3 protein-coding genes are annotated in these 17,990 nt (G+C 63.2%); all 3 read right to left on the bottom strand.

What is annotated here, in order from left to right; genetic code table 11:
• Window position 1: 1 nt before the first annotated feature.
• From LIX91_RS17030 to LIX91_RS17020, 3 genes are read right to left on the bottom strand one after another with little or no spacing between them, the layout of a single operon-like run.
• Window positions 2-6,466 carry a non-ribosomal peptide synthetase gene (locus LIX91_RS17030; protein WP_226488836.1) on the bottom strand — a complete coding sequence of 2,155 codons (6,465 nt, stop codon included), beginning with the start codon at window positions 6,464-6,466 and terminating at the stop codon, window positions 2-4.
• 14 nt (window positions 6,467-6,480) lie between these two features.
• Window positions 6,481-14,460 (bottom strand): non-ribosomal peptide synthetase, encoded by a 7,980-nt coding sequence (locus tag LIX91_RS17025; protein ID WP_226488835.1) that lies wholly within the window; start codon window positions 14,458-14,460, stop codon window positions 6,481-6,483.
• Window positions 14,457-17,867 (bottom strand): non-ribosomal peptide synthetase, encoded by a 3,411-nt coding sequence (locus LIX91_RS17020; RefSeq protein WP_226488834.1) that lies wholly within the window; start codon window positions 17,865-17,867, stop codon window positions 14,457-14,459. The genes LIX91_RS17025 and LIX91_RS17020 overlap by 4 nt, the downstream gene beginning before the upstream one ends.
• Window positions 17,868-17,990: the final 123 nt, after the last annotated feature.

The following is a 17,990-nucleotide window of genomic DNA, read 5'->3' as shown; positions in this document are numbered from 1 at the left end:
GTCAGATACCCGCCATTTCATTCATCATTTTTTCAATATCGGACAAGCCGTCCTCGGTCAGCGACAGGCCACTGCCAGCGAAGGCCTGAATAAATTCGTTCAATTGCGGTTTCTCGAAGATCAGGCGCAGCGGAATGTCGATTCCCAGGCCGGTGTGGATTCTGGAAATCAGCTGCGTCGCCAGCAGCGAGTGGCCACCGAGCTCGAAGAAGTCGTCGCTCAGGCCGACACGTTCGACTTTCAGCACATCAGCCCAGATCGCCGCAATATGCTGTTCCTGCTCTGTGGACGGCGCGACGTACTGGCGCTGCAACTGGCTGGCGTCCGGTTTCGGCAGTGCCTTGCGATCGAGCTTGCCGTTGGCGCTCAGCGGCATTCTGTCCAGCACGATGAAATGCGTGGGCACCATGTAATCCGGCAGCGATTCCTTGAGGAAGGCCTTGAGCGCATCACGCAACTGATCGTCGTGGTGCTCGACCACCAGATACGCCGCCAGCTGCTTGCCGGACGGGCCGTCAACGTCGATCACCACCGCCTCATTAACGCTGTCGTGCTCCAGCAGGCAGGCTTCGATTTCGCCCAGTTCGATGCGCAAGCCGCGAATCTTCACCTGATGGTCGATACGCCCGGCATAGTCGATAACGCCCGCGTCGCGATAACGCGCCAGATCGCCGGTGCGGTACAGCCTGCCGCCGCCCTGCTCGTCGAACGGGTCCGGTACGAAACGCTCAGCCGTCAGAGCTGCACGGTTGTGATAACCCCGCGCCAGCCCGACGCCCCCCAGGTACAACTCCGCCGCCACGCCCTGTGCAGCTGGCAGCAGACCGTCGTCGAGGATGTGGGTTTTCAGGTTGTCGATCGGCCGCCCGATCGGCACGCTGAGGATGTCATCCGTGCTGCACGTCCAATGGGTCACGTCGATGGCGGCTTCTGTCGGGCCATACAGGTTGTAAAGACCCGCCTGCGGCAGCCGCTTGAGCACCTGAGCGGCCAGCTCGGCAGGCAGTGCTTCGCCGCTGCATACCACTCGGCGCAGCGTGTTGCAGCTTTCCACCTGAGGATGAGCCATGAACGCCTGCAGCATCGACGGCACGAAATGCAGGGTCGTTATCTGATGCTCGCGGATGGTCTGCACCAGCCGCTCGGGATCGCGATGATCGCCCGGCAGCGCGACGGCCAGACGTGCGCCGGTCATCAGCGGCCAGAAGAACTCCCAGACCGACACGTCGAAACTGAACGGCGTCTTCTGCAGAACCGTATCGCTGCCATCCAGCGCGTAAGCCTTCTGCATCCAGTGCAAGCGGTTGACCAAAGCACGATGGCTATTGCCCGCGCCCTTGGGTTTGCCGGTCGAACCCGAGGTGTAAATCACGTAAGCCAGATTCAATGGATGGCTGAGGTTAGCCGGGTTGGCGGTGCTGTAACCCTCCAGCCAGTCGCCGTCCTGATCCAGACACAGGCTCTGCACCTGATGCGGAACCGGCAACCGCTCCAATAGCGCCGTCTGGGTCAACAACAAACCGATACCGCTGTCCTGCATCATGTAAGCCAGACGGTCCTCGGGATAATCCGGGTCCAGCGGCACGTAGGCGCCACCGGCTTTGATGATCGCCAGCAGACCGATGACCAGTTGCAGACTGCGCTCGACACAGATCCCCACCAGCACGTCCGGGCCGACGCCCGACTCACGCAGGCGATGCGCAAGCTGATTGGCGCGGGCGTTGAGTTGCGCGTAGCTCATCTGCTCGGCGGCGAAAATCAGCGCCGGCGCGTCCGGCGTGGCACGTACCTGCGCTTCGATCAGGCTGTGCAGGCAGTCCTCGCTGGGGAAGTCTGCGGCTGTGGTGTTCCAGCCGTGGAGAATCTGCTGCCGTTCAGCCCTGTCGAGCATCGGCACTTCGGCGATGCGCTGTGCGGCATTGGCGCAGATGGCCTGCAACAAGGCCAGCCAGTGCCCGGCCATGCGCTCGATGGTGCGCGGGTCGAACAACGCTGTCGCGTAGGTCAGGCCAGCGCTCAGGCCACCGTCATGTTCAGCAGTGTTCAGGGTCAGGTCGAACTGCGCCGGGTAACTGTCCGGCAGCAGTGCCTCGACCTGCAGACCGGGCAGCGCGCGGATGTCGGCACTGGCCTGGCTCTGGTGATTGAACATCACCTGAAACAGCGGGCTGTGGCTGAGGCTGCGTTGTGGCTGCAGGGCTTCGACCAGTTGCTCGAATGGCAGCTCCTGATGCGCCTGGGCTTGCAGGGCGGTGTGTTTGACCTGCTGCAGCAACTCGTTGAAGGTCGTGTGCACGTCAAACTCGGCGCGCAGCACCTGCGTGTTGACGAAGAAGCCGATCAGGCCTTCGGTTTCAGCGCGGTTGCGGTTGGCAATCGGCACGCCGACACGAATGTCCGACTGGCCGCTGTGACGGTGCAGCAGGCTCTGGAATGACGCCAGCAACAGCATGAACAGGGTGACGCCCTGTTGCCGCGCGACCTGCTTCAAGCCATCGATCAGCGCAGGCTCAAGCTCGACTGCCAGCCGCGCACCGGCATGGCTTTGCACCACGGGCCGTGGCCGATCGGCTGGCAGCTCCAGAATCGGCTGCTGATCGCCCAATTGCTGCTTCCAGTAATCCAGCTGCCGGGCCTGCTCGCCAGCCTCCATCCAGGTCCGCTGCCAAAGTGCGTAGTCGGCGTATTGCAGGTCCAGCGCAGTCAAGCTCACCTCACGGCCCTGACTGTAGCCCTCGTAAAGGCGCACCAGTTCATCGACCATGATCGGCATCGACCAGCCATCGGAGACGATGTGATGCTGGGTCAGAATCAGCACATGCTCGTCGGTGTTCAGGTTCAGCAAACGGACCCGCAACAGCGGCCCCTGCTCCAGATCGAACGGGCGCTGCATTTCCTGCTGCACGCAAGCTTCAAGGCTCTGGCCGCTGGGCAGCGACTCGACAGACAGGGTCAAGGCGCGTGGCGCATGAATGACCTGTACGGCATGCTCGCCCTGCTGGCGGAAGGTCGTGCGCAGGGTTTCGTGGCGGGCGATCAGCGCGCTGAAACTGTGCTCCAGTGCCGCGATGTCCAGCGAACCGCGCAGGCGCAGGGCTGCGGGAATAATGTACGCGGTGTTCTCCGGGTCAAGCTGCCAGAGGAACCACTGACGCTGCTGCGCGTAAGACAGCCCCAGCGGCTGCGTGCGGTCGGCCTTGATGAAGCGCGGCGCGTCATTACCCTGCCCTGCGCCGGCTGCCAGCGCGAAGGCCGCCAGATCACGCGTTTCGAACAAGTCGCGTAACGACGACTCGACGTCCAGCTGCTGACGAATGCGCGAAATCACCTGAGTGGCCAGCAGCGAATGCCCACCCAGCTCGAAAAAGTTATCGCTGCGCCCGACCCGCTCGAGTTTCAACACATCGGCCCAGATCGCTGCCAGTTGCTGCTCGAGCTCGCCTTGCGGAGCGCTGTAGGTAGCCTGCAACTGGCTGGCGTCCGGCGCTGGCAACGCCTTGCGGTCCAGCTTGCCGTTGGCAGTCAGCGGCATGCTGTCGAGGACGATGAAATGGGTGGGCACCATGTAATCCGGCAGGTGCGCCCTGAGTTCGCCTTTCAGCGTTTCACGAAGCCCCTGCTGATCCTGATCAGGCTCGGTAGGCACCAAGTACGCCGCCAACTGCCCGTCCAGCGCCAGCACGCTCACTTCACGCACCGCCGGGTGCGCTTGCAGCCGCGCTTCGATTTCGCCCAGTTCGATGCGGAAGCCACGAATCTTCACTTGGTGGTCGATACGCCCGGCGTAGTCGATCATCCCACCAGCCCGATAACGCGCCAGGTCGCCGGTGCGATAAAGCAGGCCACCGTCGCTGGAAAACGGGTCCGGCACGAAGCGCTCGGCAGTCAGCGCGGCGCGGTTGTGATAACCCCGCGCCAGACCGGCATGGCCGATGTGCAACTCGCCGCTGCAACCCTGGGCGACCGGGTTGAAATCAGCGTCCAGCACGTACCACGACAGGTCGGGAATCGCCTCGCCAATCGGGCTGGCCGGGTTCTGCGTGTCGGCTTCGGTTAGTGGCCTGTAGGTGACATGCACGGTGGTCTCGGTGATGCCATACATGTTGATCAGTTGCGGCGTCTGATCGCCGAAGCGCTCGAACCACGGCTTCAGGCTGGCGACGTCCAGTGCTTCGCCGCCGAAGATGACTTTCTGCAACGACGGCGGTAGCGACGAATCGCAGGCCACACGCATCAGTTGCTTGAACGCCGACGGTGTCTGGTTGAGAACCGTGACCTGTTGTTCGATCAGCAGCGCATGGAAATCTTCCGGCGAGCGGGTTACTTCGCGAGGCACAATCACCAGTCGGCCGCCATGCAGCAGCGCGCCGAAAATCTCCCATACCGAGAAGTCGAACGCGAAGGAATGGAACAGTGTCCACACGTCCTTTTCGCTGAATTCGAACCACTCATCCGTGGCCGCGAACAGGCGCATCAGGTTGTGATGGGCAAGCAAGGTGCCTTTGGGTTTGCCGGTCGAGCCCGAGGTGTAGATCACGTAGGCCAGGTTGTCCGGTGTGGTCAGGTTGAGCGGGTTTTCCGTGCTGTAACCGTCCAGAGCGTCAGCCAGATCGAGCGTCTGCACCTGTGCAGGGATTGGCAGTTTGTCGAGCAGCGACGTCTGAGTCAGCAGCAGCTGGATACCGCTGTCGTGCATCAGAAAGCTCAGGCGATCCTGCGGGTAATCCGGGTCCAGCGGCACGTAAGCGCCACCGGCCTTGAGGATAGCCAGCATCCCCACAATCATCTCCAGACTGCGCTCGGCAGCCAGCCCGACGCGCACATCCGGGCCAATCCCCTGTTCGCGCAGTTTATGGGCAAGCTGATTGGCGCGGCGGTTGAGCTGTTGATAGCTCAGTTGCTCGACACCAAAGCTCAGAGCGATGGCCAGCGGCGTGCGCTCGGCCTGGGTTTCGATACGTTGATGGGCACAATAAGCGCTTGGGTAAACCGCAAGATCGCGGTTCCAGTCGCGCAGTGTGTCTTGCCGCTCATCGACGCTCAACAGCGGCAGGTCGGCAATGCGTTGGTTGACGTCGCGGCACATGCCGTTGAGCAGGTTGCGCCAATGGCTGGCCATGCGCTCGATGGTCGCCGCGTCGAACAGGTCGGTTGCGTAGGTCAGTGCGGCTGTCAGGCCGTCCGGGCGTTCGCAGGTGTCGAGGGTCAGGTCGAACTGCGCGGTGTGCTTGTCGGACACCTGATATTCCAGACGCAGCCCTGCCAGCTCACGGGTCTGGTTGTGGCCTTCGCTCTGGTGGTTGTAGGCCACCTGGAATAGCGGGCTGCGGCTCAGGTCGCGCTGCGGCTGCATGGCTTCGACCAGTTGTTCGAACGGCAGGTCCTGATGGGCCTGCGCCTGCACGGCGGTGTGTCTGACCTGCTGCAACAGCTCGGCCACGGTGGTCTGCGTGGTGAATTCGGCCTTGAGCACCTGAGTATTGACGAAGAAGCCGATCAGCCCCTGGGTTTCGCTGCGGGTACGGTTGGCGACCGGCACACCGACGCGTATATCGGCCTGAGCGCTGTAGCGATGCAGCAGGGTCTGCAACGAGGCCAGCAACAGCATGAACAGCGTGATGCCCTGTTGACGCGCCAGCACCTTGAGGCCGTCGAGCAGAGCGGCGTCCAGCTCGACGTCAAGTCGCGCACCTTGGTAACTGCGCAGCGCAGGACGCGGCCGATCAGTGGGCAACTCCAGAATCGGCTGTTGCTCGCCCAGTTGCTGCTTCCAGTACGCCAGCTGGCGTTCCTGCTCGCCCATTTCCAGCCAGTTGCGCTGCCAGAGGGCGTAGTCGGCGTACTGGATCGGCAAAGACGCCAGTGTGATCTCGCGACCGAGGCTGGCGGCCTGATAGAACTGCATCAACTCCTCGACCATGATCGGCATCGACCAGCCATCGGAGACGATGTGATGCTGGGTCAATACCAGTACATGCTCCTGCCCGCTCAGTTTGAGCACGTTGACCCGCAGCAGTGGCCCTTGCAGCAGATCGAAAGGCTGCTGCACGTGCCGATCCACCCACGCTTCAACGGACTCGCCAGCCGCCAGCTGCTCGACACCGAGCGCAAGCGGCGACGCCGGATGCACCACCTGCAGCGCTTCATCGCCCTGCTGTTCGAAGGTCGTGCGCAGGGTTTCGTGACGCTCGATCAGTTGCTCCACGCTGCGTCGCAATGCCTCGACATTCAGCGCACCGTGCAGGCGCAGCGCCAGCGGAATGTTGTAGGCCGCGCTGTGCGGCTCCAGTTGCCAGATGATCCATTGCCGCTGCTGCGCGTAGGAGAGCGCGGCCGGTGCCTGCGTCTCCCTCACGGCAATCGGCGTGACCCCGTAGAGATTCACCCCTTGACGCTTGAGCAGCACCGCCAGCGCCTTGCGTTCACGGGCGGACAGCGATTTAACGGAGTCAAGCAACTGTTGCACTGGGGTCTCTCCTGCTAAGCAATCAAATTATCAATTTCCTCCGCTGATAAACGTTTGAGTGCCTCCAGTGATTTAGTCAATTCGTCCTGCGCATGGTCACTTTCGCCATTTTTTTCCTGCAGCGTGGCGCAGAAGTCCGCCAGCAGTGGTTGCTCGAAGACATCCTTGAGGCCGACCTCGTGCTGCAACTGTTCGCGCACCCGCACGAGCATCTGCACCGCCAGCAGCGAATGGCCGCCGAGCTCGAAAAAGTTGTCGCTGCGCCCGACCCGCTCGACCTTCAACACATCGGCCCAGATCGCCGCCAGTTGCTGCTCCAGCTCACCCTGCGGAGCGCTGTAGGTAGCCTGCAACTGGCTGGCGTCCGGCGCTGGCAACGCCTTGCGGTCCAGCTTGCCGTTGGCAGTCAGCGGCATGCTGTCGAGAACGATGAAATGGGTGGGCACCATGTAATCCGGCAGGTGCGCCCTGAGTTCGCCTTTCAGCGTTTCACGAAGACCCTGCTGATCCTGATCAGGCTCAGCAGGCACCAGGTACGCCGCCAATTGCCCGTCCAGCGCCAGCACGCTCACTTCACGCACCGCCGGGTGCGCTTGCAGCCGCGCTTCGATTTCGCCCAGTTCGATACGGAAGCCGCGAATCTTCACTTGGTGGTCGATGCGCCCGGCGTAGTCGATCATCCCACCAGCCCGATAACGCGCCAGGTCGCCGGTGCGATAAAGGCGGCCACCGTCGTTGGAGAACGGGTCCGGCACAAAGCGTTCGGCGGTCAGCGCCGCACGATTGTGATAGCCCCGCGCCAGACCGGCATGGCCGATGTGCAGCTCGCCGCTGCAACCCTGGGCGACCGGGTTGAAATCAGCGTCCAGCACGTACCACGACAGGTCCGGAATCGCCTCGCCAATCGGGCTGGCCGGGTTCTGCGTGTCGGCCTCGGTTATTGGCCTATAGGTGACATGCACGGTGGTCTCGGTGATGCCGTACATGTTGATCAGTTGTGGCGCTTGATCGCCAAAGCGCTCGAACCAAGGCTTCAGGCTGGCGACGTCCAGTGCTTCGCCGCCGAAGATGACTTTCTGCAACGACGGCGGTAGCGACGAATCGCAGGCCACACGCATCAGTTGCTTGAACGCCGAAGGCGTCTGGTTGAGCACCGTGACCTGTTGTTCGATCAGCAGCGCATGGAATTCTTCCGGTGAGCGGGTTACTTCGCGAGGCACGATCACCAGTCGGCCGCCATGCAGCAGTGCGCCAAAGATCTCCCAGACCGAGAAGTCGAACGCGAAGGAATGGAACAGCGTCCACACGTCCTTTTCGCTGAATGTGAACCAGTCATCCGTCGCGGCGAACAGGCGCATCAGGTTGTGATGGGCGAGCAAGGTGCCTTTGGGTTTACCGGTCGAGCCCGAGGTGTAGATCACGTAGGCCAGGTTGTCCGGCGCGGTCTGGTTGAGCGGGTTTTCCGTGCTGTAGCCACCCAGCGCATCAGCCAGGTCGAGCGTCTGCACCTGTTCGGGGATCGGCAGTTTGCCAAGCAGCGGCGCTTGGGTCAGCAACAGTTCGATACCACTGTCGTGCATCAGAAAGCTCAGGCGATCCTGCGGGTAATCCGGGTCCAGCGGCATGTAAGCACCCCCGGCCTTGAGGATGGCCAGCATCCCCACAATCATCTCCAGACCGCGCTCGGCAGCCAGCCCGACGCGCACATCCGGGCCGACACCCAACTCGCGCAGTTTGTGCGCCAGTTGGTTGGCACGCTGGTTGAGTTGCTGGTAACTCAGTTGCTGATCGCCAAAACTCAGGGCGATGGCCTGCGGGTTACGCTCGGCCTGGGTTTCGATGCGTTGGTGGGCGCAGTGCTCGCTCGGGTAGCGCTGCACGCTTTGCGTCCAGGCGGTCGGCAATGCCAGCTCGCCGAGTCGCGTGGTTGCCGATGCGCAAAGGCTCTGCAGCAGGTGATCGAAATGCGCCGCCAATTGCAGAATGCCTTCGGCGCTGAAGTGCTGGCGGTCGTAGCTGAAACGCACCGACAGCACCTCAGTGGCCTCGACCACCAGGGTCAGCGGGTAATGGGCCTGCTCCTGATTGCGCAGGTCGCTGAAGGCCAGACCGTCCGGCGCGCGCTGCAGGGCTTCGGACACCGGGTAGTTTTCGAACACCAGAATGGTGTCGAACAACGCCTCGCCACTGTTGCGCGCCCAGCGCTGGATGTCATACAGCGGCGTGTGCTCATGCTCGCGCAGGGCAAGGTTCTTCGTCTGCACCTGCTGCACCCAGTCGGCCACCGTCTGCTCGGCACGCGGGCTGGCGATGACCGGCAGGGTATTGATGAACAGCCCCAGCTGTTCTTCGACACCCGGCAACTCGGCCGGACGCCCGGCCACCGTCGCGCCAAAGGTCACGCTGGACTGGCCGGTATAGCGTTGCAGCAGCAACAGCCAGGCCGATTGCAGCAGCGTATTGAGGGTGACGCGCTGCTCGCGGGCAAACGCGTTCAGGCGTCGGGTGCCATCGGCATCGATCAACTGGATGTAATCGCCGTAGCCCTGCTCCTCGGCCGAAGACTTGAACGCTTGCAGCAAGCGGGTCGGCTCGTCCAGTTCCGCCAGCTGCGCAGTCCAGAAACGCTGGCTGAGGGCGGCATCCTGATGTTGCAGCCACTGAATGTAATCACGATAGCGGCCTGCCTGTTTCGCTGGCATCTGCCCGCTGTAGCGTTGCAGCACTTCACCGAGCAGGCGCGAGCTGCTCCAGCCATCCATAAGGATGTGGTGGCTGGTGTAAACCAAATGCCACGCCTCGTCGGCGATACGCAACACGGCCAGGCGCAACAATGGCCCTTGCGCCAGATCGAAGCCTTGCTGACGGTCGGCCTGCGCCCAGTCGTCGAGCCAGTTTTCTGGCTGACCACGCGCATCCAGCTCGACAAAGGGCACCTCGACCTGACGCTGCACCACTTGCAGCGACTGCTCGCGCTGGCTGACAAAACAGCTGCGCAGCACGTCGTGATGGTCCACCGCGGCCTGCCAGGCGTTGCGGAAACGCGGCACATCCAGCCCGCGAATGTCCACCCGCAACTGGTTGATGTAGTTTCCCGCGTCTTCATCGAACAGCGAATGAAACAGCATGCCCTGCTGCATCGGTGACAGCGGGTAGATATCCTCGATCTGGCCCGCCGCAATCGGCAGACCGTCAAGCTGCGCCTGGGTGAGGCGCGCCAGCGGGAAGTCCGACGGCGTAACGCCTTGATGCCCCGCCGTGCAATGTTCGATCAGGGTGGTGAGCGCCTGCTCGTAGCGACGCGCCAGGGTGTCGATGGTCGAGGCGTGATACACCTCGCGGCTGAAGCTCCAGTCCAGTTGCAACTGGCCGTCGAACACCTGACCGTTGAGGCTAAGCCAATTGCCCAGCGGCCCGTCTTCGCACAGCGCAGTGCCTGCACTGTCGGCACTCGGTACGAACAGCGCGCCTTGGTGTTCGTTGAAGCTGCCGTCGAACTGGCCCAGATAATTGAACGTGACCCGCGCCTGCGGCAAGGCGGCCAATTGCTGCGCGAAAGGCCCCTCGCCCATATAGCGCAACACACCGTAACCAATGCCCTTGTCCGGCACCGCACGCAATTGCTCCTTGATGCCACACAGGCTTGCCCCCGGCGCGATCTGCGGTGTGAGGCGTACCGGAAACAGGCTGCTGAACCAGCCGACGGTGCGGCTCAGATCAGTGTCGTCGAACAGGTCTTCGCGGCCATGCCCTTCCAGCTGGATCAGCACCGAGGGCTGCTGACTCCATTCGCAGAGGACCTGGGCCAGCGCCGTCAGCAACAGGTCGTTGACTTGCGTGCGGTACGCGGCGGGCGCGACTTTCAGCAGCTTGTGGGTCAGGTCCCGGCTCAGCCAGGAAGATGCATGCGCCGCATCGCGATTGCGCATCGTGCCTTCGGGCTTGTCGCGAGGCAGCGACTGGTCGGCGCCCTGCAAGGCCTGCAGCCAGTAATCACGCTCGGCTTTCAGCTTCTGGCCGGCCGCATACTGTTGCAATTGCTCGGCCCAGCGCTGGAGCGACGTGGTCTTTGCCGCGAGTGCTACCGGCTGGCTTTGTGCCAGGGCGAGGTACGCCTGTTGCAGGTCTTCCAGCAACACCCGCCATGACACGCCGTCCACCAGCAGATGGTGAATCACCAGCAACAGACGCTGTTCGCCTTGCGGCAGGTTGATCAGCACGGCACGCAGCAGCGGGCCGTTTTTCAGGTCCAGGCTGCGTTGCGCCTCATCGGCCAGCTCAGACAAACGCTCGATGCTGTCCAGCTTATGGGTCCAGAGCAGCTCGCGAGTATTCGGCGCGCCAAAGGTGGCCAGCCATTGGCCATCCTGTTGGAAGAAACCCAGGCGCAGTGCGTCGTGCTGTTCGACCAACGCAGTCAATGCAGACTGAAGATGAGTAGCCTCCAGCGCTTGCAACGGCTTGAGCATCAGCGCCTGATTCCAGTGCTGACGCTCGGGGATGTCCAGCTCGAAGAAACGCGCCTGAATCGGCAGCAACGGTAACGAACCGCTGATCTGTTCTGCCAAGGCGGCGGGCTTTTTCTGAATCAGTTTCGCCACCGAAGCCAGTTGGCCGATAGTCTGCTTTTCGAACAGCTGCTTGGGGCTGAGCTTGATGCCCTGACGCTTGGCGCGGGCAATGATCTGCAGGCTGAGAATCGAATCGCCGCCCAGCTCGAAGAAGTTGTCGGTGCTGCCCACTTGCTCCAGCTTGAGGACATCCGCCCACACGGCAGCGAGCTTTTCCTCGATCTCGCCGACCGGCGCGGTGTAACGCTGTTTGACCACGCCAGGCTTGGGCAAGGCGCGCTTGTCGAGCTTGCCGTTGGCGGTCAGCGGCAGACTGTCCAGCAGCATGATCTGCGCGGGCACCATGTAGTCCGGCAAGCGCGCAGCCAGTTGCTCGCGCAGGCTGTCGACATTCAGATTCGCCCCGCTTGCCGCGACGCAATAGGCCACCAGTTGCAGGCGGGTCTGATCGTCATCGACGGGCAACGCCAGTACGCTGACCTGCGCCACCGAAGCCAGGCCCAGCAACACCCGCGCGACCTCTGCCGGCTCGACGCGATAGCCGCGCACTTTGACCTGATCGTCGGCCCGGCCGATGAATTCCAGCAGGCCCTGATGATTGCGGCGCATGCGGTCGCCGCTGCGGTAGACGCGCGTGCCGTCCTTCGCGAACGGGTCCGGCACGAAGCGCTCGGCGGTCAGCGCAGGCTGGCCGATATAGCCCAGCGCCACGCTGTCGCCGCCGATGTACAGCTCACCGGCGACCTGAGTACCCACAGGGTTCAACACGTCGTCCAGCACGTAGGCGCTGGCCCCCGGCAACGATGTGCCGACTGGCACGCTACGCAGAGGGTCGCCAGAGTTCACCCCAGTGGATACACATACATCCTGTGGGAGATACACATCCTGTGGGAGCGAGCTTGCTCGCGAAAGCGATGGCCCAGCCGACCTGTTTCGCAAGCCTGTATTGGCCTCTTCGCGAGCAAGCGAACCGTCGCCCGGCTCGCTCCCACAGGGCGACATCAGCATCTCATAAGTCAGCACACCCACAGTGGTTTCGCTCGGCCCGTAGTGGTTGATCACCCGGCAACCCGGCTTGAGCTGACGCACCTGCTCGATCAGCGCTGGCGAGCAGGCTTCGCCGCCGACAATCAGTGCATGCTGCGGCAGTACGTCAGCTGGCTGGCCGGATTGCAACAGCGCGGCCAGATGACCGGGGACGATTTTCAGCACGCCCACCTGATGCTCGGCCATGTAGGCCGAGAAGGCATCCGGATCGAAACCCAGCGCCTCGGTCAGCACGTGCAGCGTGCGTCCCGAACACAGCGCGCCGAACAGCACGGTATGGCCGAGGTCGGCGGCGATGGTCGAGACCAGCGCCATGCTCGCCTCGGGGGCCAGTTGCAACTGTTCCAGCAGGCCGCGCAGGTAACTGGCCAGCGCGCTCCGGCTGACCAGCACACCTTTTGCCTGGCCGGTCGAGCCGGAGGTATGAATCACGTAGGCCGCCGAATCGGCTGAAGGCCGGGTGTCAGGGCGACTGACAGGCAGGTCCTGCCACAGCGCAGGCGTCCAGGTCAGACCCTGACAACCGGCAACACCCAGCGACGTGTGCCGCACATCGCCCTCGGCACACAGCAACACCCTGGCCTGCGCATTGACCAGCATCTGTTGCAGTCGCGCATCGGGGGCTTTGACGTCCAGCGGCATGTACACGCCGCCGGCCTTGAAAATTGCCAGCACGGCCGTCAGCCAGTCCAGCGAACGCTCCATCAATACCGCGACCGGCTGGCCCTCGCTGATGCCCATGCAGATCAGGTGATGAGCCAGCTGATTAGCGGCCTGCTCCAGTTGCAGCGTGGTCAGCGTGCGCTCCAGACAGCGGGCTGCCTGGGCATGAGGTTGCCGTTCGACCTGTCGGTCCCACAATTGCAGCATGTGCGGCGCGGGTTCGCGAGCGTCGCGCCTCGGCTCGACCGCCAGTGCTCCCAAGCTGAACAGCGGTGCCTGCGGCGCGTCGAGCAGGGTTTCGAACAGCGCGAGCAGTTCCGGGATGAAACCTTCGACGGTGGTGCGTCGATACAGGTCGCTGGCGTAGGCCATGTCGCCGTGGATCAGTGTGCCGTCGTCAGTGATGTCCAGCGCCAGATCGAAATGCGCGCCCTGTTTGTCGAAGGTATATTCGCTGACCTCCAGCCCGGCCAGCCTGAGCGCGGTTTTCTGCTTGAGGACCACGTTCTGGTTGAACTTGGCCTGGAACAGCGGGTTGTGGCCCAGGCTGCGCTCGGGTGCCAGTTGATCGACCAGTTGCTCGAAGGGCACGTCCTGATGTGCCTGCGCACCGAACGAGGTGTCGCGAATCTGCGCCAGCAGGTCAAGGTAGCTCAGGCGTTCATCCACCTGGCAGCGCAAAACCTGGGTATTGATGAAGAAACCGATCAAGCCTTCGGTTTCAGCGCGACCGCGGTTGGCATTCGGCACGCCGATGCGGATATCGCGCTGCCCGGCCTTGCGCGACAGAAACAGCGAAAAGCCGGCCAGCACCAGCATGAACAGGGTCATGCCCTGCGTGCGCGCAAAGGCGTTGAGCCGCCGCGACAGGTCTACACCGAAATCGAAACGCAGGTGCTCGCCCTGATGGCTTTGCGTGGCCGGACGCGGGAAATCCGGTGCGGCGTCCAGCAACGGTTGCTCCTCACCCAACTGGTGACGCCAGTAGTCCAGCTGACGTGCGCCCTCGCCCGCCTCCAGCCAGCTACGCTGCCAGATCGCATAATCGGCGTATTGCAGCGGCAGTTCCGGCAGCGCGGGCTCGCGGCCTTCGCAGTACACCTGATAGCAGTGCACGAACTCCTGAATCATCACATCCATCGACCAGCCGTCGGAGACGATGTGGTGCATGCTCACGATCAGCACATGCTCATCTTCAGTCAGTCGGAACAGATGCGCGCGCAGCAGCGGCCCGGTGCGCAGATCAAACGCCTGGCCCGTGACGGTGGCCACTTGCAGCGCCAGCTCGGCATCGCGCAGTTCGACATTGGCCAGACCGGCCAGATCAATGCTCTCCAACGCCACTGTCTGATCGTGCAGCAGCACTTGCTGTGCCTGATCGCCATCAGTGTGAAACACCGTGCGCAGCACCTCGTGGCGCTCGATCAGGTGATCGAATGCACGGCGCAACGCCGACTCGTTCAACGTGCCGCGCAGACGCAGGCCGGTAGTCATCTTGTACGCGTCGCTCGAGGGATCGAGCTGCCAGAGGAACAGCAGGCGCTGCTGAGCGAAGGACAGCGGAATGGCGCTGACATCATGCCGACTGACCGGCACCGGCAACAGGCTGAAATCCTTGCCTTCCTGGCGCAACCGGGCGAGGAACTGTTGGCGTTGCTCCAGCGACAGGCCGACAAAACGTTTCGCGATGCGTGCAGCAGTGGTCCCGGTCATGCGCCGAATTCCTCCAGTGAATCCATGAACTGGTCCATGTCGCTCCAGTCGTTGTCCGTGCTGTTGTCGGTCAGCGCTGCCGCTTCGACGGCGAGCTCACTGAGCAGCGGTTTTTCAAACAGGCTGCGCAGCGGAAGGCTGATGCCCAGTTGCGTCTTGATCCGGGCGATGACTTGCGCGGCGAGCAACGAATGCCCGCCCAGTTCGAAAAAGTGATCGTCCAGGCCCACCTGGGGCGCATGCAGGACGTCCGCCCAGATGGCCGCCAGGCAGATTTCCACCTCGCTGTGCGGCGCCCGATAACGCGCCTGCAACTGGCTTGCGTCGGGGGCTGGCAATGCCTTGCGGTCCAGCTTGCCGCTGGGCGTCAGGGGCAGCTCGGGCAACAGCAGCATGTGCGTCGGCACCATGTAATCCGGCAGGCTGGCTTGCAACTGGCTGCGAATGCTTTGGCGCAGGGCCAACTGCTCGGCCTCTGTGGAGGCGGCAACGTCCGGCACCGCGTAGGCGACCAACTGCGTGCTGCCCGCCAGTTCGACGGCCAGCACCACGGCCTCGCGCACGCCCGTGCATTGCTGCAGGCGCGATTCGATTTCGCCCAGCTCGAGGCGGAAACCGCGAATCTTCACTTGATGATCGACCCGGCCGATGTACTCGACAGCGCCATCGGCACGCAGTCGGGCGCGGTCGCCGGTACGGTACAGGCGCTCACCGCTGACAAACGGATCGACAACGAAACGTTCGGCGCTCAGACCGGGCTGGGCGTGATAACCCCGCGCCAGACCAGGACCGCCGATGTACAGCTCGCCCACCACACCTTGCGGCAGCAGGTTCATTTGATCGTCGAGAACGTACAGGCGTCGTCCTGCCAGCGCCTGGCCAATCGGCACGCCGCGCCAGGACACCTGCTGCGGGGTCAGCGTGCTGCAATCATGGATGCTCGACACCACGGTGGCTTCGGTCGGGCCATAGGTATTAAGCAGGCGTACATGCCCGAGCCCGGCCTTGTGCCATAGGCGCAGACCCTCGACGGCCATGGCTTCGCCGCCGACATGCACCTGCCGTAGCGCGCCGTAATGCGCGGGCGGGCTGGCGGCGAAGTCCTGAACCAGCGTCAGCCAATAGGCCGCGGGCAAGTCGGCGAGGGTCACGCCGTGCTCGACGATGGCCTGATGGAAGGTGGCGCTGTCCCACAAGCGCTGGTCACGCAGAACGACGGCCGCACCGCGACACAACGGTGGGTAGAACTGCTCGACGAAGCCATCGAAGCTGTGGGTGGCGAACTGCAGGACCCGGTCGCCTTCGCGCAGGTCACTGTAGCTCGCCCCCAGGGTGACGAACTCGGCCAGCGCCGCATGACTGATCGCCACGCCTTTGGGCCGTCCGGTCGACCCTGAGGTGTAAATCACGTAGGCCAGACTGGCCGGATCGATCGGGCCGTCGAGGTTTTGCACGCTGGCGGTTTCGCTGTTCATCCGATCGATGCACAGGCATTGAATATCAGCCAGTTCAGGCAGCCCGGTCAGCTGATCGCTATGGGTCAGCAGCAGTTTCACGCCACTGTCCGCCAACACATGACGCAAGCGTTCGCTCGGCGCGTTCAGGTCCAGCGGCACATAGGCACCGCCAGCCTTGAGCACGGCGAGCAGCGCCACGGGCATGTCCAGCGAACGACCCAGCGCCACGCCGACCAACACGTCCGCGCCGACACCCAGCTCGCGCAGCTGCCAGGCCAGACGGTTACTGCGCTGGTTCAGTTCGGTGTAGCTCAGGCTCGGCGAGTGACCTTCACGGGCGAGGATCAGTGCCAGGGCCTGCGGCGTGCGCTGTACTTGTGCCTCGAACTGGCGATGCGCAGGAGTTGTGGTGTCGGCTTTGGTGGCATTGTCGACATTCAGCAGTTGCGTGCGCTCGTCGGCCGAGAGCATCGACAGCTCAGCGATGGTCTGCAGCGGGTCGGCACAGACAGAGGCCAACAGGTTGCGCCAGTGCCCGGCCAGACGAGCGATGGTCGACTCGTCAAAAAGGTCGGTGGCGTAAGTGAAGGCGGCATGCAGTTGTTCGCCTTCACCGCTGGTGGCCAGCATCAGGTCGCTGGCGGCAGCGTGCGAGCGCTGCGCCAGTGCCTGTTGTTCGGCGGGCAGATTGGCCACGCGCAGGCCGCCGCTCAATTGTTTGTCGAGCAAGTCGGCCACCACGGGCTGGTGATTGAACATCACCTGAAACAGCGGGTTATGGCTCTGACTGCGCTCCGGCTGCAGGGCGTCGATGATGGCGTCGAACGGTAGCTCCTGATGCGCCTGGGCACCGGTCGAGGCGTCGCGGACGATATTCAACAAGTCGACGAAGCGGGTCTGCGCCGTCACTTCACTGCGCAGTACCTGAGTATTGATGAAGCAGCCGATCAGCCCTTCGGTTTCGCTGCGGGTGCGGTTGGCGATCAGGCCGCCGACACGAATGTCGGTCTGCCCGCTGTAGCGATGCAGCAGGCTTTTGAAGGTCGCCAGCAGCACCACGAACAGGGTCACGCCCTGGCGTTGCGCGAGGCTTTTCAGGTTGCGCAGCAGCTCGGGCTCCAGTGCCAGCTCCAGGCGAGCGCCGTCGTGACTGGGCAAGGCCGGATAGGGACGGTCGGTGGGCAGCTCCAGCAGCGGATGCTCTTCGCCCAGGTGGCTGCGCCAGTAGTCCAGCTGACGCGCCTGCTCACCGGATTCCAGCCAGCTGCGTTGCCAGACCGCGTAATCGCGGTACTGCACGAGCAGCGGCTGAAAAGGCAGCGGTTTACCGGCCAGCAGCGCGTCGTAACCGCGAAGCCATTCGTCGATCAGCACGTTCATCGACCAGCCATCGGTGATCATGTGGTGCAGGTTGAGCAGCAGCAGGTGCTCCTGTTCGGCCAGACGCAGCACCTGCACGGTGAACAGCGGCCCGCGCTGCAGATCGAAGGTTTGCGCAGCCTGTTCGGCCATGGCCTGACGCGCACTGGCCCAGCGCTGTTCGGGCGGCAAGGCGCTCAGGTCGGTCAGGCGGATGCTCACTGGCGCTGGCGGCGCAACACGCTGAAATGCCCGGTCGCCCTCCTGGCCGAAGGTGGTGCGCAGGCTTTCATGTCGTTCGACCAGCGCACTGAAAGCCCGCTCCAGCAAAGGCAGCTCCAGCGGACCGTTCAGGCACACCGACATCGGCAGGTTGTAGGCCGCGCTGTGCGGGTCCAGTTGCCAGAGAAACCACATGCGTTGCTGGGCATAGGACAGACCGTCACGCTCGGCCAGCCCGGCACAGGAAGGGATCGGGAACAGCGAGAAATCCATGTTTTCCTTGCGCATGCCGTCGAGGAACAGGCGGCGTTTTTCAAGGGGTAACTCGACAAAACGGCGAGCGAGTTTCTGGGCGTGTTCGGGGTTCATGGGTCGATCCTTGCTGAGTGGGGCTGACCGTCGGGCGGGGTCGTATCAACAAGAACGAATTAGCGAGGAAATATTTAGAAAGGTTTCTCGGGGGTGAGGCTCTGCATTGCACCGCGCACTCAA

Origin of the sequence: Pseudomonas sp. B20 (genome assembly GCF_020515755.1) — a bacterium.
Taxonomy (GTDB): domain Bacteria; phylum Pseudomonadota; class Gammaproteobacteria; order Pseudomonadales; family Pseudomonadaceae; genus Aquipseudomonas; species Aquipseudomonas syringae.
The sequence above is the reverse complement of the archived record's forward strand: the minus strand, read 5'-3'. Positions and strand labels throughout refer to the sequence as shown.